Origin of the sequence: Streptomyces sp. NBC_01261 (genome assembly GCF_036226385.1) — a bacterium.
Classification (GTDB): Bacteria; Actinomycetota; Actinomycetes; order Streptomycetales; family Streptomycetaceae; genus Streptomyces.
Map to the genome: position 1 here is coordinate 2,720,823 of NZ_CP108463.1, position 23,203 is coordinate 2,744,025.

The 23,203-nt window shown below is 71.4% G+C and carries 17 protein-coding genes and 1 riboswitch; of the genes, 9 read left to right on the forward strand and 8 right to left on the reverse strand.

Features of this window, described 5'->3' with window-relative positions; all coding sequences use genetic code 11:
* The first annotated feature begins 52 nt into the window (after positions 1–52).
* The 5 genes from OG226_RS11820 to OG226_RS11840 all read left to right on the forward strand — a co-directional run bounded on the left by OG226_RS11820 (position 53) and on the right by OG226_RS11840 (position 8,499).
* Positions 53–1,858, forward strand: a complete 1,806-nt coding sequence (locus OG226_RS11820) for a methylmalonyl-CoA mutase subunit beta (protein ID WP_328677106.1) — start codon at positions 53–55, stop codon at positions 1,856–1,858.
* The gene (gene scpA / locus OG226_RS11825; protein ID WP_328677108.1) at positions 1,858–4,047 is read left to right on the forward strand and encodes a methylmalonyl-CoA mutase; all 2,190 of its coding nucleotides are present in this window, start codon (positions 1,858–1,860) and stop codon (positions 4,045–4,047) included. Before OG226_RS11820 ends, scpA begins: the two co-directional genes overlap by 1 nt.
* Positions 4,044–5,027, forward strand: a complete 984-nt coding sequence (gene meaB, locus OG226_RS11830) for a methylmalonyl Co-A mutase-associated GTPase MeaB (protein ID WP_329348852.1) — start codon at positions 4,044–4,046, stop codon at positions 5,025–5,027. The genes scpA and meaB overlap by 4 nt, the downstream gene beginning before the upstream one ends.
* A 115-nt stretch (positions 5,028–5,142) precedes the next feature.
* Positions 5,143–5,365, forward strand: a riboswitch (cobalamin riboswitch).
* Positions 5,366–5,503: 138 nt separating this feature from the next.
* Positions 5,504–7,822, forward strand: a complete 2,319-nt coding sequence (gene metE / locus OG226_RS11835; protein WP_329348853.1) for a 5-methyltetrahydropteroyltriglutamate--homocysteine S-methyltransferase — start codon at positions 5,504–5,506, stop codon at positions 7,820–7,822.
* Between the two features lie 104 nt (positions 7,823–7,926).
* A complete protein-coding gene (locus OG226_RS11840; protein WP_329348855.1) occupies positions 7,927–8,499 on the forward strand; it encodes a histidine phosphatase family protein in 573 nt (190 codons plus the stop codon).
* Between the two features lie 91 nt (positions 8,500–8,590).
* Here OG226_RS11840 and OG226_RS11845 read toward each other — a convergent pair whose 3' ends face one another.
* On the reverse strand, positions 8,591–9,601 hold the full coding sequence (locus OG226_RS11845; protein WP_329353370.1) for a DUF2278 family protein: 1,011 nt from the start codon (positions 9,599–9,601) through the stop codon (positions 8,591–8,593).
* Between the two features lie 202 nt (positions 9,602–9,803).
* Here OG226_RS11845 and OG226_RS11850 point away from each other — a divergent pair, with 202 nt between their 5' ends.
* Positions 9,804–10,244: an SRPBCC family protein gene (locus tag OG226_RS11850; protein ID WP_328677116.1), complete on the forward strand. Its 441-nt coding sequence runs from the start codon at positions 9,804–9,806 to the stop codon at positions 10,242–10,244.
* Between the two features lie 43 nt (positions 10,245–10,287).
* Here the strand turns inward: OG226_RS11850 and OG226_RS11855 are convergent, their stop codons facing one another.
* Positions 10,288–10,929, reverse strand: coding sequence for a LysE family translocator (locus tag OG226_RS11855; RefSeq protein WP_329348856.1), 642 nt, complete (start codon positions 10,927–10,929; stop codon positions 10,288–10,290).
* Positions 10,930–11,076: 147 nt separating this feature from the next.
* Between OG226_RS11855 and OG226_RS11860 the strand changes: the two genes are divergently transcribed.
* Positions 11,077–13,224: a serine/threonine-protein kinase gene (locus OG226_RS11860; protein ID WP_329348858.1), complete on the forward strand. Its 2,148-nt coding sequence runs from the start codon at positions 11,077–11,079 to the stop codon at positions 13,222–13,224.
* Positions 13,225–13,229: 5 nt separating this feature from the next.
* Here OG226_RS11860 and OG226_RS11865 read toward each other — a convergent pair whose 3' ends face one another.
* The 5 genes from OG226_RS11865 to OG226_RS11885 form a co-directional block, all read right to left on the reverse strand.
* The gene (locus tag OG226_RS11865) at positions 13,230–14,381 is read right to left on the reverse strand and encodes an XdhC family protein (protein WP_329348860.1); all 1,152 of its coding nucleotides are present in this window, start codon (positions 14,379–14,381) and stop codon (positions 13,230–13,232) included.
* 46 nt (positions 14,382–14,427) lie between these two features.
* Positions 14,428–15,888, reverse strand: coding sequence for an NCS2 family permease (locus tag OG226_RS11870; protein ID WP_329348861.1), 1,461 nt, complete (start codon positions 15,886–15,888; stop codon positions 14,428–14,430).
* Between the two features lie 155 nt (positions 15,889–16,043).
* A complete protein-coding gene (locus OG226_RS11875; protein ID WP_328677127.1) occupies positions 16,044–18,428 on the reverse strand; it encodes a xanthine dehydrogenase family protein molybdopterin-binding subunit in 2,385 nt (794 codons plus the stop codon).
* Between the two features lie 2 nt (positions 18,429–18,430).
* Positions 18,431–19,024, reverse strand: a complete 594-nt coding sequence (locus OG226_RS11880; protein ID WP_328677128.1) for a (2Fe-2S)-binding protein — start codon at positions 19,022–19,024, stop codon at positions 18,431–18,433.
* Positions 19,024–19,923: an FAD binding domain-containing protein gene (locus tag OG226_RS11885; protein ID WP_328677131.1), complete on the reverse strand. Its 900-nt coding sequence runs from the start codon at positions 19,921–19,923 to the stop codon at positions 19,024–19,026. The genes OG226_RS11880 and OG226_RS11885 overlap by 1 nt, the downstream gene beginning before the upstream one ends.
* Positions 19,924–20,225: 302 nt before the next feature.
* Here OG226_RS11885 and OG226_RS11890 point away from each other — a divergent pair, with 302 nt between their 5' ends.
* Together OG226_RS11890 and OG226_RS11895 are read left to right on the forward strand one after the other, a co-directional pair.
* Positions 20,226–21,899, forward strand: coding sequence for a PucR family transcriptional regulator (locus OG226_RS11890; RefSeq protein WP_329348863.1), 1,674 nt, complete (start codon positions 20,226–20,228; stop codon positions 21,897–21,899).
* 114 nt (positions 21,900–22,013) lie between these two features.
* Positions 22,014–22,796 (forward strand): hypothetical protein, encoded by a 783-nt coding sequence (locus OG226_RS11895; protein WP_329348865.1) that lies wholly within the window; start codon positions 22,014–22,016, stop codon positions 22,794–22,796.
* A gap of 36 nt (positions 22,797–22,832) precedes the next feature.
* On the opposite strand, the gene OG226_RS11900 is transcribed toward OG226_RS11895, so the two are convergent.
* A complete protein-coding gene (locus tag OG226_RS11900; RefSeq protein ID WP_328677137.1) occupies positions 22,833–23,102 on the reverse strand; it encodes a hypothetical protein in 270 nt (89 codons plus the stop codon).
* Positions 23,103–23,203: the final 101 nt, after the last annotated feature.

The window sequence follows — 23,203 nt, forward strand, 5'->3', positions numbered from 1 at the left end:
TCACAGCCACGTCCTCTGCTGCTCACCTGCACCTTTGCCCTAGCATCCGAGCATGACGGTCCTGCCCGACGACGGGCTCTCGCTGGCCGCCGAGTTCCCTGACGCGACGCATGAGCAGTGGCAACGCCTGGTGGAAGGCGTACTGCGCAAGTCGGGCAGGGAAGTCTCGGGCGCCGCAGCGGAAGACGCCCTGTCCACCTCGCTGGAGGACGGACTCCGTGCCCGTCCCCTGTACACCGCCGACGACTCCGCACCCGAGCCCGGCCTCCCCGGTTTCGCCCCCTTCGTCCGGGGTGGCCGCGCCGAGGGCAACACCCTCGGCGGCTGGGACGTACGCCAGCAGCACACGACCGGCGACAACGCCGCGGTCCTCGGCGACCTGGAGAACGGCGTCACCTCGCTGTGGCTGGTCACGGGCGAGCGCGGCATCCCGGTCGCGTCGCTCGGCGCCACCCTCGACGGCGTCTATCTCGACCTGGCGCCCGTCGCGCTCGACGCGGGAAGCGAAGTCGAGCCCGCGGCAGCCGAGTTGCTACGGCTGTACGAGGAGCGGGGCGTCGCGCCGGAAGCCGCCCGCGGCACCCTCGGCGCCGACCCGCTGGGCTTCGCGGCCCGCACCGGGAACGAGGGCTTCCCCTTCGCACCCGTCGCCGTGCTCGCCCGGCGCTGCGCCGAGGAGTACCCGGGGCTGCGCGCGCTGACCGTGGACGCGCTGCCGTACCACGGGGCCGGCGGTTCGGCGGCGCAGGAGCTGGGCGCCTCGCTGGCGACCGGTGTCGCCTATCTGCGCGAGCTGACCGAGGCGGGCCTGAGCGTCGAACAGGCCGTGGGACAGCTGGAGTTCCGGTACGCGGCGACGGCCGACCAGTTCCTGACGATCGCCAAGTTGCGCGCGGCGCGCAGGCTCTGGGCGCGGGTGACCGAGGTGTGCGGGGTGCCGGGCGGGCAGGTGCAGCACGCGGTGACCTCGCCGGTGATGATGTCCCGCCGCGATCCGTGGGTGAACATGCTGCGCACGACGGTCGCGACGCTGGCCGCCGGGGTGGGCGGCGCCGAGTCCGTCACCGTGCTGCCCTTCGACCACGCGCTCGGAATGCCGGACGCGTTCGCGCGCCGGATCGCCCGCAACACCTCCACGATCCTGGTCGAGGAGTCGCATCTGTCCCGGGTGATCGACCCGGCGGGCGGCTCCTGGTACGTGGAGCGCCTCACGGACGAACTGGCCCACGCGGGCTGGGAGTTCTTCCAGCACATCGAGCAACAGGGCGGCCAGGCGGCCGTGTTGCGCTCGGGCAGCCTCCGCGAGGACCTCGCCACGACCTGGGCGGCCCGCAGCGCGAAGCTCGCCAAGCGCCGCGAACCGATCACCGGCGTCAGCGAGTTCCCGAACCTCGCCGAACGCCTCCCGGAGCGCGCCCCCGGCCGCACGGCCCCGTCCGGCGGCCTGCCGCGCGTGCGCCGGGACGAGGCCTACGAAGCACTGCGCGCCCGCTCCGACGCCCACCTCGCGGCGACCGGCTCCCGGCCGCGGATCTTCCTGGCCGCGCTCGGCCCGGCCGCCGCGCACACCGCCCGGCTCTCCTTCGCGTCGAACCTGTTCCAGGCGGGCGGCATCGAGCCCGTCACCGGGGGCGAGTTCGCGGACAGCGGGGCCACCGAGGCCTGCCTGTGCTCCAGCGACGCGCTGTACGAGGAGCAAGCGGCCCAGGCCGCCGGGGAGTTGAGGTCGGCCGGAGCCGGGCACGTGTTCCTCGCGGGCCGCCCCGGGCAGTACTCCGGTGTCGACGCCTACGTCTTCGCGGGCTGCGACGCCGTAGCCGTTCTGTCCGCCACCCTCGACCGCATGGGAGTGTCCTGATGGCAGCGAGCGGGCGCATCCCCGACTTCACCGGGATCGAGCTGGGGACCCCGGCCGCCGAGGCCGGCCCCGACGAGTGGCGCGACACCGTCAAGAAGGCGGCGGGCGGGGACGACCTGCTCTGGGAGACCCCGGAGGGCATCGCGGTCAAACCCCTGTACACGGGGCAGGACCTGGAGGGCCTGGACTTCCTGGCCACCTATCCGGGTATCGCGCCGTATCTGCGCGGCCCGTACCCGACGATGTACGTCAACCAGCCCTGGACGATCCGGCAGTACGCGGGTTTCTCCACGGCCGAGGAGTCCAACGCCTTCTACCGCCGCAACCTCGCGGCCGGGCAGAAGGGCCTGTCGGTCGCCTTCGACCTGCCCACGCACCGGGGTTACGACAGCGACCACCCGCGCGTGACCGGTGACGTCGGCATGGCGGGCGTGGCGATCGACTCGATCTACGACATGCGCCAGCTCTTCGACGGCATCCCGCTGGACAAGATGACCGTGTCGATGACGATGAACGGCGCGGTACTGCCCGTGCTCGCCCTCTACATCGTGGCGGCGGAGGAACAGGGCGTACCGCCCGAGAAGTTGGCCGGGACCATCCAGAACGACATCCTCAAGGAGTTCATGGTCCGCAACACCTACATCTATCCGCCGAAGCCGTCGATGCGGATCATCTCCGACATCTTCGCGTACACCTCGCGGCGGATGCCCCGCTACAACTCCATCTCCATCTCCGGCTACCACATCCAAGAGGCGGGCGCGACGGCCGACTTGGAGCTGGCGTACACCCTCGCCGACGGGGTCGAGTACATCCGGGCGGGCCGGGCGGCGGGGATGGACGTGGACGCGTTCGCGCCCCGGCTCTCCTTCTTCTGGGCGATCGGCATGAACTTCTTCATGGAGATCGCCAAGATGCGCGCGGCCCGCCTCCTCTGGGCCAAGCTGGTCAGGCAGTTCGACCCGCGGAACGCCAAGTCCCTCTCCCTGCGCACCCATTCACAGACCTCGGGCTGGTCGCTGACCGCGCAGGACGTCTTCAACAACGTCACGCGGACCTGCGTAGAAGCCATGGCGGCGACACAGGGCCACACCCAGTCGCTGCACACCAACGCCCTGGACGAGGCCCTCGCGCTGCCCACCGACTTCTCGGCGCGCATCGCCCGCAACACCCAGCTCCTCATCCAGCAGGAGTCCGGCACGACCCGGGTGATCGACCCGTGGGGCGGCAGCGCGTACGTCGAGAAGCTGACCTACGACCTCGCGCGCCGCGCCTGGCAGCACATCGAGGAGGTCGAGGCGGCGGGCGGCATGGCCAAGGCCATCGACGCGGGCATCCCGAAACTCCGCATCGAGGAGGCCGCGGCCCGCACCCAGGCCCGCATCGACTCCGGCCGCCAGCCGGTCATCGGCGTCAACAAGTACCGCGTGGAGACCGACGAGGAGATCGACGTCCTCAAGGTCGACAACTCCTCCGTCCGCACCCAACAGATCGAGAAACTACGGCGGTTGCGCGCCGAGCGCGACGAACAGGCCACCCAGGACGCCCTGCACGCGCTGACCCGCGCGGCGGACGAGGGCACGGGAAACCTCCTGGAGCTGGCGGTGAACGCGGCCCGCGCGAAGGCGACGGTCGGCGAGATCTCCGACGCGCTGGAGAAGGTGTACGGGCGGCACGCGAGCCAGATCCGTACGATCGCCGGTGTGTACCGCACCGAAGCCGGCGACTCCCCGTCCGTCGAGCGAACCCGCACCCTGGTCGGCTCCTTCGAGGAGGCCGAGGGCCGTCGCCCCCGCATCCTGGTCGCCAAGATGGGCCAGGACGGCCACGACCGCGGCCAGAAGGTGATCGCCACCGCCTTCGCCGACCTCGGTTTCGACGTCGACGTCGGCCCGCTGTTCCAGACCCCGGGCGAGGTGGCCCGCCAGGCCGTCGAGGCGGACGTGCACATCGTCGGGGTGTCCTCGCTCGCCGCCGGACACCTCACCCTCGTACCGGCGTTGAAGGAGTCCCTCGCCGAGGAGGGCCGCGAGGACATCATGATCGTGGTGGGCGGGGTGATCCCGCCCCAGGACGTACCCACCCTCCTGGAGATGGGCGCGGCGGCCGTGTTCCCGCCCGGGACGGTGATCCCGGACGCGGCCTACGACCTCGTGGAACGCCTGGCCGCCGACCTCGGGCACACCCTGTGATCGAGGTCGACACCTATGTGAAGGGCGTACTCGACGGCAAGCGGGCCCTGGTGGCCCGCGCCATCACCCTCGTCGAGTCGACCAGGCCCCAACACCGGGTCATGGCCCAGGAGTTGCTGACCGAACTCCTCCCGCACAGCGGCCGGGCCCGCCGGATCGGCATCAGCGGCGTACCGGGCGTCGGCAAGTCGACGTTCATCGACGCGTTCGGCACACTGCTGACCTCGCAGGGCTTCCGGGTCGCGGTGCTGGCCGTGGACCCGTCGTCGACCCGCACGGGCGGCTCGATCCTCGGCGACAAGACCCGCATGGAACGCCTGGCCGTGGACCCGGCGGCCTTCGTCCGCCCCTCCCCCACCGCCGGCACGTTGGGCGGCGTGGCGAAGGCCACCCGCGAGTCCATCGTGGTGATGGAGGCGGCGGGCTACGACGTCGTCCTCGTCGAGACGGTAGGCGTGGGCCAGTCGGAGACGGCGGTCGCCAACATGGTCGACTCCTTCCTCCTCCTGACCCTGGCCCGCACCGGCGACCAGTTGCAGGGCATCAAGAAGGGCGTCCTGGAGCTGGCGGACGTCATCGCCGTCAACAAGGCGGACGGCCCGCACGAGCGCGACGCGAAGAGCGCGGCACGTGAACTGGCAGGCGCACTACGGCTGATGCATCCCGCCGACGCCGCCTGGACCCCGCCGGTACTGACCTGCAGCGCACGCGAGGGAACAGGCCTGGACACGGTCTGGGAACGCCTGGAGCAACACCGCTCCCTGCTGGACTCCACGGGCCGCCTCGCCGCGAAGCGCGGCGAGCAACAGGTGGACTGGACCTGGACGATGGTCCGAGAAGAACTCCTGGGCCGCCTCCACTCGGATCCGACGGTACGCGCGCTGGCTCCGGACCTCGAACGCCAGGTACGCGAGGGCGAGTTGACGGCAACACTGGCGGCAGACCAAATCCTGCGAGCCTTCGGGACCCCGCCCAACTGACCACACCCTGTTTTTCGGGGCGCGGGGCTGTATCGATTCGCGGCTCCGCCGCGTGGGCGCGACCAGCCCCCACCAGGCCCGCACCCAAAAATCGACGCACCCACCCCAAACCCTTTAGGCTGGCCGCGCAGCTGGTTCGCCCCGTCAGCCAGACGGACGCGTCGCAAGAGGGAACCCGGTGAGATTCCGGGACTGCCCCGCAGCGGTAAGCGGGAACGACCGCCGTCATACGCACTGGGCCCACACAGGACCTGGGAAGCGACGGCCAGTAGGTGACCTCCGGTTCACAGGAGGCCGTGCCCGCGAGTCCGAAGACCTGCCACCTGCCCGCACGCGAAGCATTCGCGCGCGGAATCCCGGTGACCTCGTGGGCGGGTCGGCGTACACACGGGCGGTCACCATCCCCCGGTCTACGAACCTTCGCGCTCACGTCCCGACACCGGGATCCAGGGAGATATCTCGCGAAGGAGATTTCCGTGACATCGAAGTCCGCAGCCGCGGCAGCACGGGCCACCGTCTACGGCTACCCCCGCCAGGGCAGGGGCCGAGAACTCAAGAAGGCCATCGAGGGCTACTGGAAGGGCCGCGTCGACGCCGACGCCCTCCGGGCCACCGCAGCCGAACTGCGCCGCACGAACTGGCAGCAACTGACGGACGCCGGCATCCACGAGATCCCGACCGGCGACTTCTCGTACTACGACCACGTCCTCGACACCACCGTCATGGTCGGCGCCGTCCCCGAACGCCACCGCGCCGCCGTCGAACTCGACGCGCTGGACGGCTACTTCGCGATGGCGCGCGGCACACAGGACGTGGCGCCGCTGGAGATGACGAAGTGGTTCGACACCAACTACCACTACCTCGTGCCCGAGTTGGGCCCGGACACCGTCTTCACCACCGACTCCACCAAGCAGGTGGCGGAGTTGAAGGAGGCCCTCGCCCTGGGCCTGACCGCCCGCCCCGTCCTCGTCGGCCCCATCACCTACCTGCTGCTCGCCAAGCCCGCGCCCGGGGTGGCCACGGACTTCGATCCGCTGACCCTCCTGGACCGGCTGCTGCCCGTGTACGCCGAGGTCCTCGCCGACCTCCGTGCGGCGGGCGCGGAATGGGTGCAGCTCGACGAACCCGCCCTCGTCCAGGACCGTACCCCGGCCGAACTGAGCGCCACCATGCACGCCTACCGCGACCTCGGGGGCCGCACCGACCGGCCGAAGCTCCTGATCGCCTCGTACTTCGACCGGCTCGGCGAGGCCCTGCTCGTCCTCGCGAAGGCGCCGGTGGAGGGCCTCGCGCTCGACTTCACCGAGGCCGCCGCCGCCAACCTGGACGACCTCGCCTCCGTAGGCGGACTGCCCGGCAAGCGCCTGATCGCGGGCGTGGTCAACGGCCGTAACGTCTGGGTCAACGACCTCACCAAGTCCCTCGCCACCCTGGGCACGTTGCTCGGTCTGGCCGACCGGGTCGACGTGGCCGCCTCCTGCTCGCTGCTCCATGTGCCGCTCGACGCGGCCGCCGAGCGGGACATCGAGCCGCAGATCCTGCGCTGGCTCGCGTTCGCACGGCAGAAGACGGCCGAGATCGTCACGCTCGCCAAGGGACTGGCCCAGGGCACCGACACGATCACCGCCGAACTCGCCGCCAACCGCGCCGACTTGGCCTCCCGCGCCGGTTCGGCGCTCACCAGCGATCCCGCCGTACGGTCCCGGGCCGCCGCGGTCACGGACGCCGACGGCCGCCGCTCCCAGCCGTACGACGAGCGGACGTCGGCGCAGCGCGCTCATCTCGGGCTGCCACCGCTGCCGACGACCACGATCGGTTCGTTCCCGCAGACCGCCGAACTGCGCACCGCGCGGGCCGACCTGAGGGCGCGGCGGATCGACACGACCGGTTACGAAGAGCGGATCAGGACCGAGATCCAGGAGGTGATCTCATTCCAGGAGAAGACCGGCCTGGACGTCCTCGTGCACGGCGAGCCCGAACGCAACGACATGGTCCAGTACTTCGCCGAGCAGCTGACGGGCTACCTCGCCACGCAGCACGGCTGGGTCCAGTCGTACGGCACCCGTTACGTGCGGCCGCCGATCCTGGCCGGCGACATCTCCCGCCCCGAACCGATGACGGTGCGCTGGACGACGTACGCCCAGTCGCTCACCTCGCGCCCGGTCAAGGGGATGCTCACCGGACCGGTCACCATGCTCGCCTGGTCCTTCGTCCGCGACGACCAGCCGCTCGGCGACACCGCCCGGCAGGTCGCCCTCGCCCTGCGCGACGAGGTCAACGACCTTGAGGCGGCCGGGACTTCGGTCATCCAGGTCGACGAACCCGCCCTGCGCGAGACCCTCCCGCTGCGCACGGCGGACCGGGAGGCGTATCTCGCCTGGGCCACGGAGGCGTTCCGGCTGACCACCGCGGGTGTCCGGCCGGAGACGCAGGTCCACACGCACATGTGCTACGCCGAGTTCGGCGACATCGTGCAGGCCATCGACGACCTCGACGCGGACGTCATCAGCCTGGAGGCGGCCCGCTCGCACATGCAGGTCGCGCGCGAACTGGCCGAGCACGGCTATCCGCGCGAGGCGGGACCGGGCGTCTACGACATCCACTCCCCGCGCGTACCGGGTACGGCCGAGGCAGCGGCTCTGCTGCGCAAGGGACTTGAGGCCATCCCGGCGGAGCGGCTGTGGGTCAACCCCGACTGCGGCCTGAAGACCCGCGGCTGGCCCGAGACCCGCGCGTCCCTGGAGAACCTGGTGGCCGCGGCCCGCACGGTCCGTGAGGAGCTGGCCGGGTCCTGACCCGATGGTGGTGGGGCGGCCGGGAGGACACCCTCCCGGCCGTCCCCACGCCGAGGCGCACGCGAGACGATGTCCACCCCTGCCCGGAGAACTGGAGCGACCACGTGACCAGCCGCATCACCCTGATCTCGCCGGCGATGAACCGGTCCCTGCGGGAGACCCGGTTCGACGACGGCAGCCCGCTCGACCCGAGCGGTGCGGCCCGCGCCGAGTCCGCCGCGGGTGCGCTCCGCTCGGCCGACCGGGTGCTGGTCTCGCCCAGCGTGCGGTGCCGGGAGACGGCGTCCGCGCTGGGCCTCTCGGGCGTGGCGGAGGCGGAGTTGGCGGGGTTGGACATGGGGCGTTGGCGGGGGCTGACCCTGGACGAGCTGATGGCGCGGGAGCCGGACGCGGTGATGGCCTGGCTGACGGACCCGGACGCGGTGCCTCACGGCGGGGAGTCGGTGCGGGTGCTCTGCGCACGGGCGGGGCGGTGGCTGGAGGCGGCGGCCGGGTTCGAGGGCAGGACCCTCGCGGTGGTCGAGCAGGAGTTCGTGCGGGCGCTGGCGGTCACGGTTCTCGAAGCACCCGGGCCGGCGTTCTGGCGGCTCGACGTACCGCCGCTGACCGCGACGGACCTCAGTGGACGGTCCGGGCGGTGGAATCTGCGGCTCGGGCGGGAACTCGGAGGCGAGTGAGTCACCGAGCCGGGTGCAGGACGCGCGGAGAGCGGTGGATCGCCGTGGGCCGCATGGCGACCGGAACTTCCGGGCAGAGCGGCCCAGTGGGTCAGAACACGACCGTCCAGCCCTCCCGTGCGGCCTGGTCGGCGGTGTACGAGACGCCGTGGACCTTGAGGCCGTTCGCGTCGAGGAGGGTGATCTCGCCGCCCTGGTTGCCGAGTTGGACGCCGTCGATGAGCGGGACGAGCAGGGTGGCGCCCGGGGCGAGGGGGCCGGACGGTACCGCGCAGGAGTGGCCCAGTCGGTCCCGGACGCGCCAGCCGGTCGGATCGAGCGGATCGGGCGAGGCGTTGAGGAGCGTGACGCTCTCCGGCTCGGGTGCCGGGCCGCGCGGGTTGACCAGGGCCGCCACGACACGGACGGGCTGGCTGCCGGGGTCGGGGCGCGAACCGTCGGTGTCCTCCAGGGTGTGGCCGGTGATGTCGTCGGTGTGCCAGGACTGGCTCTGGAAGGCGAGGAAGATACCGACCCAGCGGGACTGCCCCGGGAAGTGGATGAGGAGGCCGCCGTCCTGCCGGACCCCGTCGTCGCCGCTGAAGCGGCGGCTGTTGCCCTGGTTCATGTGGATGTCGTGGACGCCGTTGCCCGGCAGGAAGCCGAACACCTTGTCCTTGACGGTCGGTTCGGGGCCGAAGCGCTCGCCGAAGACGTACAGCCGGGCGTCAGGGTCGTCCACCGCGCGTCGTACGTAGTGGTCGAGGAGGTCGGCGAGGTCGTTGTCGGGACCGCTCGCGTCCGGCGGGAGCGTGCGCAGTCGCGCCGGGTCGAAGAGGTTGCCGCGCACGAAGTCGAGGTTCGGGCCGCCGGGTCCGGGCAGCAGGGTGTTCCAGCCGCTCGGGAGTCCCTCCAGGCGGGCGGTGACCGGGTGCTGGAAGTCGTCGCTGACGAGATAGAGCAGCTCGGAGGGCTGCTCCGCGGACAGGACGTTCACGGCGGCCCGGAAATGTGTGCCCGAGTCGTCCGTGAGATGGATCTGGTAGTGCGGTGTACCGGCGGCGCCCTCGCGCCTCGTGTCCACCGCGCGCGTGATCAGTACGCCGTAGGCCTTCAGTGGCATGACGACCAACTCCCCCTGCGGGCGGGCGGGATGCCCACCCATGGGAGAAAGCCTAGGGGGGAGGCGCCCGCTCCGGCCGGGACGCGGCGAAACTCGGGTCGGCTGTCGGGTGTACGTCTGCGTACCCATGAACCGCTGAGCCATGGGTGTGAGCCACCGATGAAAGTACCGTCGATCAAGAAGCGTTCTCTACGATCCATGCATGGTCAACTTCCGTCTCGAACGCACGGCCCCCCTTCCCCTTGAGGAGGCGTGGCGCCGGTTGACGGAGTGGCCACGCCACGCCGATGTCGTCCCGCTGACCAGGGTCACCGTGGTCACTCCTCCGCCGACCCGCGAGGGCACGGTCTTCGTGGCCCGCTCCGGGCTCGGCCCGCTCGGCTTCGACGACCGCATGGAGGTCACCGTGTGGCGCCCGCCGACGGAGGACGAGCCGGGTCTGGTCCGCCTGGAGAAGCGGGGGCGGGTCGTCACCGGCTGGGCGGAGATCGAGGTGCGGCCGGGGCCGGGGGGCCGTAGCCGCGTGGTGTGGGAGGAGGAGCTGGCGGTCCGCTTCCTGCCGCGCCTCTTCGACCGGCCGCTGCTGTGGGCTGCGCGGTCGATGTTCGGGCGCGCCGTGAACGGGCTGCTGAGACGGTCGTAGCGCGGTCGGTCCTGACGAAGTCAGCCCTTGAGTCCTTGCCCGGTCAGTCCTTGCGGCCGGTCACCGCGACCGTCACGCCCAACCCGATCATCGTGAGCCCGCCGACCCCGCCCACCGCGGACAGTCTGCGGGGTGACCGCGCGAACCAGTCCCGGGCCGTGGACGCGACCAGCCCCCACACGCTGTCCGAGGCCACGGCGATGAGGTTGAAGACGAGGCCGAGGAGCAGCATCTGGCTGGTGACATGCCCCTGCTCGCGGTCCACGAACTGGGGCAGTACGGCGGCGAAGAACACGATCGTCTTGGGGTTGGCCACCCCGACGGCGAACCCCTCCCACAGGGTGCGCAGCCCGCTGTGCGGGGCCGCCTCCTCGCCCGCGAACACGGCCCGCAGCGACCCGCGTTGGCGCCACGCCTTCACCCCGAGGTACACCAGGTAGGCGGCGCCGGCGAGCTTCAGTGCCGTGAAGACGAGCACCGAGCGTTCCACCAGCGAACCGACGCCGAGCGCCACCGCCACGACGAGCAGACAGGCGCCGAGGGTGTTGCCGACGACGGTGGTGAGCGCGGCCCGGCGGCCGTGGGCCAGCGCCCGTCCGATCACGAACAGCACGCTGGGGCCGGGGACGATGATCAGCAGGAAGGACAGGGCCGCGAAGGCGAGCAGTCGGTCGGTGGACACCATGGGGCCATGGAAGACGCGGGCGCCCCGGGCCCGCAACCCCATTTCCCGGTCCCACGAGGTCGATGTCCGGTGAGAGGAACAGACGCTCTAGTGTGATGGCCCTGAACGGCCCCTGCAGGCACGGGAATCAGGAAAGGTGACCGGCGAATGTCGCTTCGCCCCGGGGATATGGAGTCCGTTGGCGGCTATGCGCTGGTCGACCGGCTGGGCAGCGGTGGGATGGGCGTCGTGTATCTCGCGCGGTCCGCCTCGGGACGGCAGCTCGCCGTCAAGGTCGTGCACGCGCAGTACGCGCTGGACGAGGAGTTCCGGGCCCGCTTCCGGCAGGAGATCGCGGCCGTGCGCCGGGTGAGCGGAGCGTTCACCGCGCCCGTCGTGGACGCCGACCCGGATGCCGAAGTCCCCTGGATGGCCACGCTGTACGTGCCGGGCCGCACCCTGGCCGAGGCGGTGGAGAAGGACGGCCCGTTGGGCGGGCAGGCGCTGCGCACCCTGGCGTTGGGGCTCGTCGAGGCACTGCGGGACATCCACCAAGCCGGTGTCGTGCACCGGGACTTGAAGCCGAGCAACGTCCTGCTCGCCGAGGACGGCCCCCGCGTCATCGACTTCGGCATCTCCCGCGCCGCCGACAACCAGACCCTCACCGTGACCGGTCGGTTGATCGGTACCCCGCCCTTCATGTCACCGGAACAGTTCGCCGCGCCCCGGGACGTCACCGCCGCCTCCGACGTCTTCTCACTGGGTTCGCTGCTGGTGTACGCGGCCACCGGCAACCGTCCCTTCGACGGCGCCAGCCCGTACCTGACGGGCTATCAGGTCATGCACGAGCAGCCCCGGTTGGACGGAGTGTCCGAACCGCTGCGGAGCATCGCGGAACGCTGCCTGGACAAGGACGCGGCGGCCCGGCCCCAACTGGCCGAACTCCACGGCATGTTGCTGGCCCTGCCCGATTCCGCCGCCAGCACGGTGGCGGATCCCACGCGAGGGGCGGTCCCCCACCCCCGCCTCGCGGGTCCTACGGCCGTCCCGGGCACCGAACGCCCGCGTCGAGGGCGGCGGCTCCTCGTCGCTCTCGGCACGGTGATCGCCGTCGCGGGGCTCGGCCTCACGGCCATGCACTGGTCGTCGGACGACACGACCCGGGGCCCGCACGACTCGCCCTCGCCCTCCGCCTCCACCGCCGCCGTGGCGCTGCCCGCGGGCTGGAAGTCCTGGCGGACAAGTCTGCTCACCTCCCAGACCGGGGATCCCCTCGACTACGTCCAGTCCGGCTGCCTGGCGGGCGGCAGCACCACCGTGTACTGCGCCGGTACGGGCGCCACGGTCACCGCGCTGGACGCCGCCTCGGGCCGGGTCCGCTGGCGGTCGGGCACCAGCCCCGAGACCGCGCTCCCCGTCGGTGTCCGGGACGGGCGCGTCTACACCTACGTCAAGCCCGACTCGAACGAAACCTTCATCACCCGGCGCCTGGTCGCCCTGGACGCGAAGACCGGCACCCGGCTGTGGATCCACCCGATCAGGGACGACACGGACCCCGTCCTGTTCGACGGCGGGATCCTGGCGATGGACGTGGACGCGACGAAGTTCGTGGCCTACGACGCGTCGGGCCGTCGGCTGTGGAGCGCGCCCATCTGGTCGAACCTCGGGAACTCCTGCACTCCGACGGCGCTGGGCGGCGCCCCGTACGCCCTCTGCACGGTCGAGGACGATCCCTCGCAGGGCGATTTCGTCCTGGTACGCCTCGATCCCGCCACCGGCGCGCAGCGGAAGCTCGCCGAACTCCCCACGGGGGCTTGGCCGTTGGGCGTCGACAACGGCCGGGTGCTGTTCCTGGCGCCGAAGCTGGCGCCGGAGGTCTTCGGCAGCGGCCCGGACCAGCTGTACACCGCCCTGGACCGGGTGAACCCGAGCACCGGCGCGATCGAGCGGATCGCCCTGCCGGCCGCCACTCGCGGCACCGCCACCCTCGTCAAGGACGTCGTCTACCTCGTCCGCCCGAACGGCACGGTCACCGCCGTCCGCGCGAGCGACGGCAAGCGGCTCTGGCAGCGGGAGACGGACACCGAGAACCTGTCGACGCCGGTGTTCTCGGCGAAGTTCGACAGGCTCTACTTCTCCAACCAGTTCGGCCGCCTGCTGGCCCTGGACCGGAGCACCGGAGCCGTCAAGTGGCGTACGTCCGCACTGGCGAACGCCGGCGACTCGACGGACGACACCACGCCGTACGTCCTGCTCGTCAAGGACGCGATCGTGGCCGTGGCGGGCGACACCGCCTTCTCGGTCCGCCCCCACTGAACCGCTCAGGCCACCGACCCGATCCGCTTCACCTTCGACGACGTCCCGTCGTGATGGATCGGCGTGTGCGCCCCGGTGAGTGAAATGCCGCTGCCGCCACGCCGGTTGGCGACGATCTCCGCGGCGATCGACAGGGCCGTCTCCTCGGGCGTACGCGCGCCGAGGTCGAGCCCGATCGGGGACCTCAGCCGCGCCAACTCCATCTCCGTGACGCCGACTTCGCGCAGCCGATCGTTGCGGTCGAGGTGGGTGCGGCGAGAGCCCATCGCGCCGACGTACGCCACCGGGAGGCGCAGGGCGAGCTGGAGCAGGGGTACGTCGAACTTGGCGTCGTGGGTGAGGACGCACAGGACGGTACGCGCGTCGACGTCCGTGCGGGCCAGGTACGTGTGGGGCCACTCGACGACGATCTCGTCGGCGTCGGGGAAGCGGGTCCGGGTGGCGAAGACGGGGCGGGCGTCGCACACCGTGACGTGGTGGCCGAGGAACTTGCCGATGCGGACCAGTGCGGAGGCGAAGTCGATCGCGCCGAACACGATCATCCGGGGCGGCGGGACCGAGGACTCGACCAGGACGGTGAGCGGGGCCCCGCAGCGGGAGCCCTGCTCGCCGATCTCGACGGTGCCAGTGCGGCCGGCGTCCAGGTAGGCGCCGGCCTCGGCGGCGATCGTGCGGTCCAGTTCGGGGTGGGCGCCGAACCCGCCGTCGTAGGAACCGTCGGGGTGGACGACAAGTGCGCGGCCCCGCAGGTGAGTCGGGCCGGAGACGATCCGGGCCAGGGCCGCCGCCCCGCCGCGTGTCGCGGTCGAGAGGGCGGCGGTGATCACCGGTCGGGCGGGGTCGCCGGCCCGTACCGGTGTGACGAGGATGTCGATGACTCCGCCGCAGGTCAGGCCGACGGCGAAGGCGTCCTCGTCGCTGTAGCCGAAGCGCTCCAGGACGGTTTCGCCGTCCGCCAGCGCCTGTTGGCACAGTTCGTAGACCGCGCCTTCCACACAGCCCCCGGAGACCGAGCCGATCGCCGTGCCGTCGGTGTCCACCGCGAGGGCGGCGCCGGGCTGGCGGGGTGCGCTGCCGCCGACGGCCACCACGGTGGCGACGGCGAAGTCGCGGCCCTGCTCGACCCACCGGTGCAGCTCTTCGGCGATGTCCAGCATTTCTCGGTCTCCTAACAGGGTGGTGGGAAAGGCATTCCAAGATCTGTCAGTGCACGCCCAGCCAGCTCTCGACCGGGTTGAGGGCGAAGTACACGAGGAAGATGACGGTCAGCCCCCACATGAAGGCGCCGACCTCCCGCGCCCTGCCCTGGGCGGCCTTGATGGCGACGTAGGAGATGACTCCCGCCGAGACGCCCGCGGTGATGCTGTACGTGAACGGCATCACAACCACCGTCAGGAACACGGGAATCGCGGTGGCCCGGTCGGCCCAGTCCACGTGCCGGGCGTTCATCAGCATCATCGAGCCGATGACCACGAGGGCGGCGGACGCGACCTCCTGCGGGACGATCGCGGTGACCGGGGTGAAGAAGAGACAGGCCGCGAAGAACAGGCCGGTGACGACGGAGGCGAGGCCCGTTCGGGCGCCCTCGCCGACCCCTGTCGCCGACTCGATGAAGACGGTCTGGCCGGAGCCGCCCGCCACGCCGCCGATCGCGCCGCCGGCCCCGTCGATGAACAGCGCCTTCGACAGACCGGGCATCCGGCCCTTGTCGTCGGCGAGCTTTGCTTCCGTGCCGACGCCGATGATGGTGGCCATCGCGTCGAAGAAGCCGGCCAGCACGAGCGTGAACACGATCATGCCGACCGTCATCGCGCCGACCTTGCCCCACCCCCCGAACTCCACATGGCCGAAGAGCGAGAAGTCCGGCATCGAGACCGCGCTGCCGTGCAGTTCGGGGGCGGCGCCGCTGGCCCACTGCTTGGGGGCGATGACCCCGGCGGCGTTCAGGACCGAGGCGACGACCGTGCCGGTGAGGATGCCGATGAGGATGGCACCGGGCATGTCGCGGGCCTGGAGCATGAAGATGAGGAGCAGCGTCCCGGCGAACAACAGGACGGGCCAGCCCGCGAGTTCACCCGTCGGGCCGAGGGTGAGCGGGGTCGCCCTGCCCTGGTGCACGAAGCCGGATTTGTAGAAGCCGATGAGCGCGATGAACAGGCCGATGCCCATCGTGATGCCGTGTTTCAGCGCGAGCGGGATCGCGTTCATGATCATCTCGCGCAGGCCGGTGACGACGAGCAGCATGATCACCACGCCGTACATCACGCACATGCCCATCGCCTGCGGCCAGGTCATCTGCGGGGCGACCTGCGAGGAGAGCACGCCGGAGACGGAGAGGCCGGCGGCGAGGGCGAGGGGCACCTTGCCGACGAAGCCCATCAGGAGGGTGGTGAAGGCCGCCGCGAACGCGGTCGCGGTGATCAGCCCCTTCTGGCCGAGCGTGTCTCCCGCGACGTCCTTGCCGGACAGGATCAGGGGGTTGAGCAGCAGGATGTACGCCATCGCCATGAAGGTGGTGACTCCGCCGCGCACCTCACGCGCGACGGTCGTTCCCCGCCGGGATATGTGGAAGTACCGGTCGAGCCAGGACCGGCCGGCCGGGACGCGGGTTCCTTCGCCCGCGTCGTCGGCGGCGGTCCTGGGTTCCACTGACTGCTGGGTCATGGGGCCATCTCCCAAGGTTCACAGGGACACCCGTCGGCCGCCTCTGCGGCGCGCGGGATTTGGGATGGACGACCCGGGGGACGGCCCGAGACGAACAATGGGGGCCCGGGGGGACCAACTCCCCCCAGGGCGTCACCGGTTGGGACCCCGTGGGGTCATGTGCCCGTGAGGTGCTCCGGGCGTACCGGTGTCCTGTTCAGTTCCAGCCCGGTCGCGTTCCGAATGGCCGCGAGCACGGCCGGAGTCGACGACAGGGTGGGGGCCTCGCCGATGCCGCGCAGCCCGTACGGGGCGTGCTCGTCGGCGAGTTCGAGCACATCGACCGGAATGGTCGGGGTGTCGAGGATCGTGGGGATGAGGTAGTCCGTGAAGGAGGGGTTCCTGACCTTCGCGGTCTTGGGGTCGACGATGATCTCCTCCATGACCGCCACGCCGAGACCCTGGGTCGTACCGCCCTGGATCTGGCCGATGACGGACAGCGGGTTGAGCGCCTTGCCGACATCCTGCGCGCAGGCCAGTTCGATGACCTTGACCAGGCCGAGTTCGGTGTCGACCTCGACGACGGCACGGTGCGCGGCGAACGTGTACTGGACGTGCCCGAAGCCCTGTCCGGTACGCAGATCGAACGGCTCGGTCGCCCGGTGCCGCCACTCGGCCTCGATCTCGACGGTCTCGCCTTCGAGGACGTCGGCCAGATCCGCGAGGACCTCACCGCCGTCGGTGACCACCTTGCCGCCCTCCAGGAGGAGTTCGGCGGTGGCCCAGGCCGGGTGGTAGGTGCCGAGCTTGCGGCGACCCATCTCCAGGACCTTCTCGCGGACCAGCTCGCAGGAGTTCTTGACGGCGCCGCCGGTGACGTACGTCTGCCGGGAGGCCGAGGTGGAACCCGCGCTGCCCACCTGCGTGTCCGCCGGGTGGATCGTCACCTGGGTGACGCCCAACTCGGTGCGGGCGATCTGGGCGTGGACGGTGACACCACCCTGGCCGACCTCCGCCATCGCGGTGTGCACGACGGCGACGGGCTCACCGCCGACAACTTCCAGGCGGATCTTGGCCGTTGAGTAGTCGTCGAAGCCCTCGGAGAAGCCGACGTTCTTGATGCCGACCGCGTAGCCGACGCCTCGTACGACGCCTTCGCCGTGCGTGGTGTTGGACAGGCCGCCGGGCAACTGCCGTACGTCGGCGGCCTCTCCGGCCGCGAGCCACTGCCGCTCGGGCGGCATGGGCATCGCCTTGACGCGGCGCAGGAGTTCGGCGACCGGGGCCGGGGAGTCGACCGGCTGCCCGGTCGGCATGATCGTGCCCTGCTCCATCGCGTTGAGCTGCCGGAACGCCACCCGGTCCATGCCCACCCTGTCGGCGAGCTTGTCCATCTGGGCCTCGTAGGCGAAGCACGCCTGGACCGCGCCGAAGCCGCGCATCGCGCCGCAGGGCGGGTTGTTGGTGTAGAGGGCGATGGCCTCGATGTCGACGTCGTCGATGACGTAGGGGCCGGCGCCGAGCGAGGAAGCGTTTCCTACGACCGCCGGGGAGGCGGAGGCGTAGGCGCCGCCGTCCAGGACGATCCGGGCCTTGAGGTGGGTGAGCTTGCCGTCCTTCGTCGCGCCGTGCTCGTAGTGGAGCTTGGCGGGGTGGCGGTGGACGTGCCCGAAGAAGGACTCGAAGCGGTTGTAGACGATCTTCACGGGTTTGCCGGTGCGCAGGGCGAGCAGGCAGGCGTGGATCTGCATCGACAGGTCCTCGCGCCCGCCGAACGCGCCGCCGACACCGGAGAGTGTCATGCGGACCTTGTCCTCGGGCAGGCCGAGCACGGGCGCGATCTGCTTGAGGTCCGAGTGCAGCCACTGGGTCGCGATGTAGAGCTCGACGCCGCCGTCCTCGGAGGGGACCGCGAGTCCGGACTCCGGGCCGAGGAACGCCTGGTCCTGCATGCCGAAGGTGTACTCGCCCTCGACGATGAAGTCGGCGCGCTCCCGGGCTGCCGCCACGTCGCCGCGCACGATCGGCTGGCGGTGCACGATGTTCGGGTGCGGAACGTGGCCGATGTGGTGGTCGTCGCGGCCCTCGTGGATGAGGATCGCGTCCGGCGCGGTCGCGGACAACTCGTCGGTGATGACCGGGAGTTCGCGGTACTCGACCTTGATCTTCGCGGCGGCGCGGCGGGCGGTCTCCGGGTGGTCGGCGGCGACGATCGCGACCGGCTCGCCGTGGTGGCGGACCTTGCCGTGCGCGAGGACCGGGGTGTCCTGGATCTCCAGGCCGTAGTTCTTCACCTCGGTGGGCAGGTCGTCGTAGGTCATGACGGCGTAGACGCCCGGGGTCTTCAGCGCCTCGACGGTGTCGATGGAGACGATCTCGGCGTGCGCGACCGTGGAGCGCAGGATCTGACCCCAGAGCATGTCCTCGTGCCACATGTCGGAGGAGTACGCGAACTCGCCGGTGACCTTGAGGGTGCCGTCCGGGCGGAGCGTGGACTCGCCGATGCCGCCCTTGGTCTTGGAGCGCTGGGTGAGGTTCGTGGGGGTGCCGGTGGTGCCCATCGTCAGACCGCCTCTCCCTGCCGGGCGGCCGCCAGGCGGACCGCGTCCATGATCTTCTCGTAGCCGGTGCAGCGGCACAGGTTGCCCGAGAGCGCCTCGCGGATGTCCGCGTCGGTCGGGGTCGGGTTGTGCTCCAGCATCTCGTCGGCCGCGACGAGGAGCCCGGGGGTGCAGAAGCCGCACTGGACGGCGCCGGCGTCGATGAACGCCTGCTGGATCGGGGCGAGTCGGGTGCCCTCGCCGGTCTGGGAGTCGGTCGGCTTGGCCTGCCAGGTGGGAGACCCATCCGGAAGCAATGTGACACTCGGCGCCGAAGTGTCACATTTCTCAGGACCACATGCCCGCTGCCGGGCGTACTCCGCGAGCCCCTCGACCGTGACGACCTCGCGGCCCTCGACCTGGCCGGCGGCGACGAGACAGGAACACACCGGGATGCCGTCGAGCCGGACGGTGCAGGAGCCGCACTCGCCCTGCTCGCAGGCGTTCTTCGAACCCGGGAGGCCCATCCGCTCGCGCAGCACGTACAGCAGGGACTCGCCCTCCCACACGTCGTCCGCTTCCTGCGGGCGGCCGTTGACCGTGAAATTGACGCGCATCAGGCGGCACTCCCCTTCTCGATGGAGCGGCCGTCAGTGCCGCGGTACGACTCCCAGGTCCAGGTCAGGGTGCGGCGGGCCATGATGCCGACCGCGTGCCGGCGGTAGCTGGCCGTGCCCCGGACGTCGTCGATCGGGTTGCAGGCGGCGGAGCACAGGTCCGCGAACTGCTTGGCGACCGACGGCGTGATGATCTTCCCGTTCTCCCAGAAGCCGCCCTCGTCGAGCGCCGCGTTCAGGAACTCCTCGGCGGCCTTCGCCCGTACGGGGGTCGGCGCGGCCGATCCGATGCCGGTGCGGACCGTGCGGGTGGCGGGGTGCAGGGCCAGACCGAAGGCGCACACGGCAATCACCATCGCGTTGCGGGTGCCGACCTTGGAATACTGCTGCGGGCCGTCCGCCTTCTTGATGTGGACGGCCCTGATCAGCTCGTCGGGGGCGAGCGCGTTGCGCTTCACGCCGGTGTAGAACTCGTCGATCGGGATGAGCCGTGTGCCGCGCACCGACTCGGCCTCGACCTCGGCGCCGGCCGCGAGGAGCGCGGGGTGGGCGTCGCCGGCCGGGGAGGCGGTGCCGAGGTTGCCGCCGACGCCGCCGCGGTTGCGGATCTGCGGGGAGGCGACCGTGTGCGAGGCAAGGGAGAGGCCCGGCAGCTCGCCGCGCAGGTTCTCCATGATCCGGGTGTACGGGACCGAGGCCCCGAGCCGCACGCTGTCGGCGCCGACCTCCCAGTCGTAGAGGTCGCCGATGCGGTTCAGGTCGAGCAGGTACTCGGGCCTGCGGTGGTCGAAGTTGATCTCGACCATCACATCGGTGCCGCCCGCGATCGGTACTGCGGTGGGGTGCTCAGCCTTGGCGGCGAGCGCCTCCTCCCAGCTGGCGGGGCGAAGGAAGTCCATGACCGGCTCTCTTCTTCGTCTCGTGGGTCGTACGGATCAAGCCAGTTCGTGTGCGGCGGGTCCGGCTCGTTCATGCGCTGTCAATGCAGCGTGAGGTCAGTACACAGCGCCGTGCGCGGAGCGGGTCAGTCACGGAAACCATGAAGGAGTTGGCTGGCCAGCGCGGGCATCTTGTAGATTCATATGAACAGAGGTCATCAGTAACCCCTCCGATTCCCTGTGGAAACGTGGGAAACAGCCCCGCACCCACAGCACCTCTTGGTTCATCGTAGTTTTCTAGACAAAGAACGGCGGCGACGGCGATGCGGCTGCGCGCACTTCTGGACACCGATGCGCTGGGGCTGCGGCTGCTCGGCGGCGAGGACGAGCTGGACCGCACGGTCCGCGGGGTGATGACCACCGACCTGCGCGACCCCAGCCGCTACCTCTCGGGCGGCGAGCTGGTCCTGACCGGCCTGGCCTGGCGCCGCAACGCCTCCGACACCGAGCCGTTCGTACGACTCCTGGTCTCCGCCGGGGTGGCCGCGCTGGCCGCCGGCGAGGCGGAGCTGGGCGCCGTCCCGGACGACCTGATAGCCGCCTGCGGCAGGCACCGGCTGCCGCTGTTCGCGGTCAACGAGTCGGTGGCGTTCGCGACGATCACCGAGCACGTCGTACGGCAGGTGTCGGGCGAGCGGGCCGGTGATCTCGCGGCCGTGGTGGACCGGCACCGCCGGATGATGACCTCGGGTCCCGCAGGGGGCGGCCCGGACGTGGTCCTGGACCTGCTCGGCTCCGACCTGGATCTGCGGGCGTGGGTGCTGTCGCCGACCGGACGGCTCATCGCGGGTTCGAAGGTGTCGGGGCCGGCGCTGCCCGTCGACGTGTGCGCCAAGCTGGCCGCCGAGCAGCTGGCCGCCGCCCGCACGGGCCGCCGGGGGCCGCACCGGCTGGCGCTGGGCGGCTCGACGTACTCCCTCTTCCCGATCCGTGGCGGCGGGCGGTCCGCGCAGGGTTCGCGGGACGTGCGCGAGACGGTGCTGTCGGACTGGCTGCTCGCGGTCGAGGCGGACGCCGGGGACTGGCCGGACGAGCGCCTGGACCTGTTGCAGGGCGTCACGCAACTGATCGCGGTCGAGCGGGACCGGCGGGACGCGGCACGCACGGTCCGCAGACGCCTCGCGCAGGAGGTCCTGGAGCTGGTCCAGACGGGTGCCGCACCGGCCGAGATCGCCGCGCGGCTACGGGTCGCCGCTCCCGTGCTGCTGCCCGGGCTCGGGGCGGCCCCGCACTGGCAGGTGGTCGTGGCCCGGGTCGAGTGGGAGGGCGCCGACATCGAGGCCGGCCCGGTCTCGCAATCGCTCCTGGAGGAGATCCTGGTCGACCCGCTGACGACGGGCCCCGAGCCCTCCGACCGCATCGCCGTGGCCCACACGGGCGACGAGGCGATCGCGCTCGTACCGCTGCCGGCGGTGTCGACGGAGCACGACGGTTCCGAGTCCGGCATCCATGCGGACGTCCTCCTGGAGGCCGTACGGGATCCGCTGTCGGCCGGGCTCGACGGCGACGGGCGGGTCACGCTCGGGGTGAGCGCGGCGGTGCATTCGGCGGAGGGGCTGCGCGGCGCGCTGGAGGAGGCGCGGCACGCGCGACGGGTGGCGGCGGCACGCCCCGGCCGGGTGTGCGCGGCGGGCCACCAGGAGCTGGCCTCGCACGTCCTCCTCCTCCCCTTCGTACCGGACGACGTACGACGGGCCTTCACCGCGCGTCTCCTCGACCCGCTGCGCGACTACGACCGCCGGCACCGCGCGGAGCTGATCCCGACGCTGGAGGCGTTCCTGGAGTGCGACGGTTCCTGGACGCGCTGCGCGACCCGGCTGCACCTGCACGTCAACACGTTGCGCTACCGGGTCGGCAGGATCGAGCAGTTGACGAGTCGTGACCTCTCACGCCTTGAGGACAAGCTGGATTTCTTCCTGGCACTGCGGATGAGCTGACCCGAAGATCCCACGACTTTGTGAATTCTTTCACCCACCCTCTTGGCCGGGCCCTACGATCCGTGCTGAGATGCCACCACTCAACAGCTCAATGGTGTGCTCGGGGAGGGCAACGTGGCGCAGTCCGCCATGTCTGGACACGGAACGACCGAAGGTGACGATCCCCTCCAGACCGCGGTGTGGCGGCTGCGCTCGCGGGCCTGCTGGGTCGACGCGGCGGCGCTGTTGCCGCCCGACAGCGCGGCACCGGCCCTCCAGCGGACCGCGCTGCTCGTGGAGCGGTGTCTCTACACCGAGCAGGGCTGGGCGGACGCCGACGACGCGCTGCGTACGGCGGAGGCGCTGGCCCACAGCGACGACGAGCGGGGCGCGGCGGCCTGCGAGCGCGGGTACCTCGCCTACGCGGCCACGCTGCACTCGGTGCGCGACCGGGCCGACGAGGCGCGGGCCGCGCTAGGGCGGGCGGCGGCGCTGATCCCGCCGGACGGTGCGGGGCGGGCACTGCTGGACTTCCGGCGGGGGCTGGTGGCGGAGAACCTGGCACGCTCCCCGCAGGCCGCGCGAGCCGCGTACCGCCGCGCCCACGCGGCCGCCGCCGACCAGACCGATCCCCTGCTCCTCTCCTTCACCCACCGCCACCTGGCCGGACTCGCCCTGCGCGACGGCGAGTTGGCGGAGGCCCGCCACGGCTTCGCCGAATCCCTGCGCATCCGCGAGGAGTTGGGCTACCTCGTCGGCACGGCCCCGGCCCTCGTCTCCCTCGCCGACGCGGAGGCCGAGCCGGAGGCATCCCGGTTGCGCGAGGAAGCGCGGCGACTGTTCCGGCTGCTCGGGGGCGTACCGACCTGGCTGGCACGGCAGTTGGCGGTACCGACACCGGGGGCGGCCACCGCGTAGGCCAGGGGCGTCGGGCGGGGGCGGCGAAGGCCCAGGTCAGGAGCCGTCAGTCCGGCTCTGGACGACGTTCACGACGTGGTGGACGAACTGCAGCACAGACGACCGGAGTTCGGGGTCGCGGGCCACCAACACGCCTACGGCGACGAGCAGGAGGACGGACAGGAGGCTGCCGCCGCGGCCGGAGTGGGTGCGGCGGGCGCCCATCTGGGCGGCGCGCATGCCGTCCTGTGCCGCCTGTCGGGCCGACTGCTCGGCGCCGCGTTGTGCGGCCTGTTGGGCGGCCTGCTGGCCCGGATTCGGAAACATCGGCGTTCTCCCCCGCGGATCGGTCGGCTCTCTCCGTGGGGCACGTCACCGGCGGCCGGGCGGGTTCCCGGTGCGGGCCACGGTCGCCGGACCCGGACCCG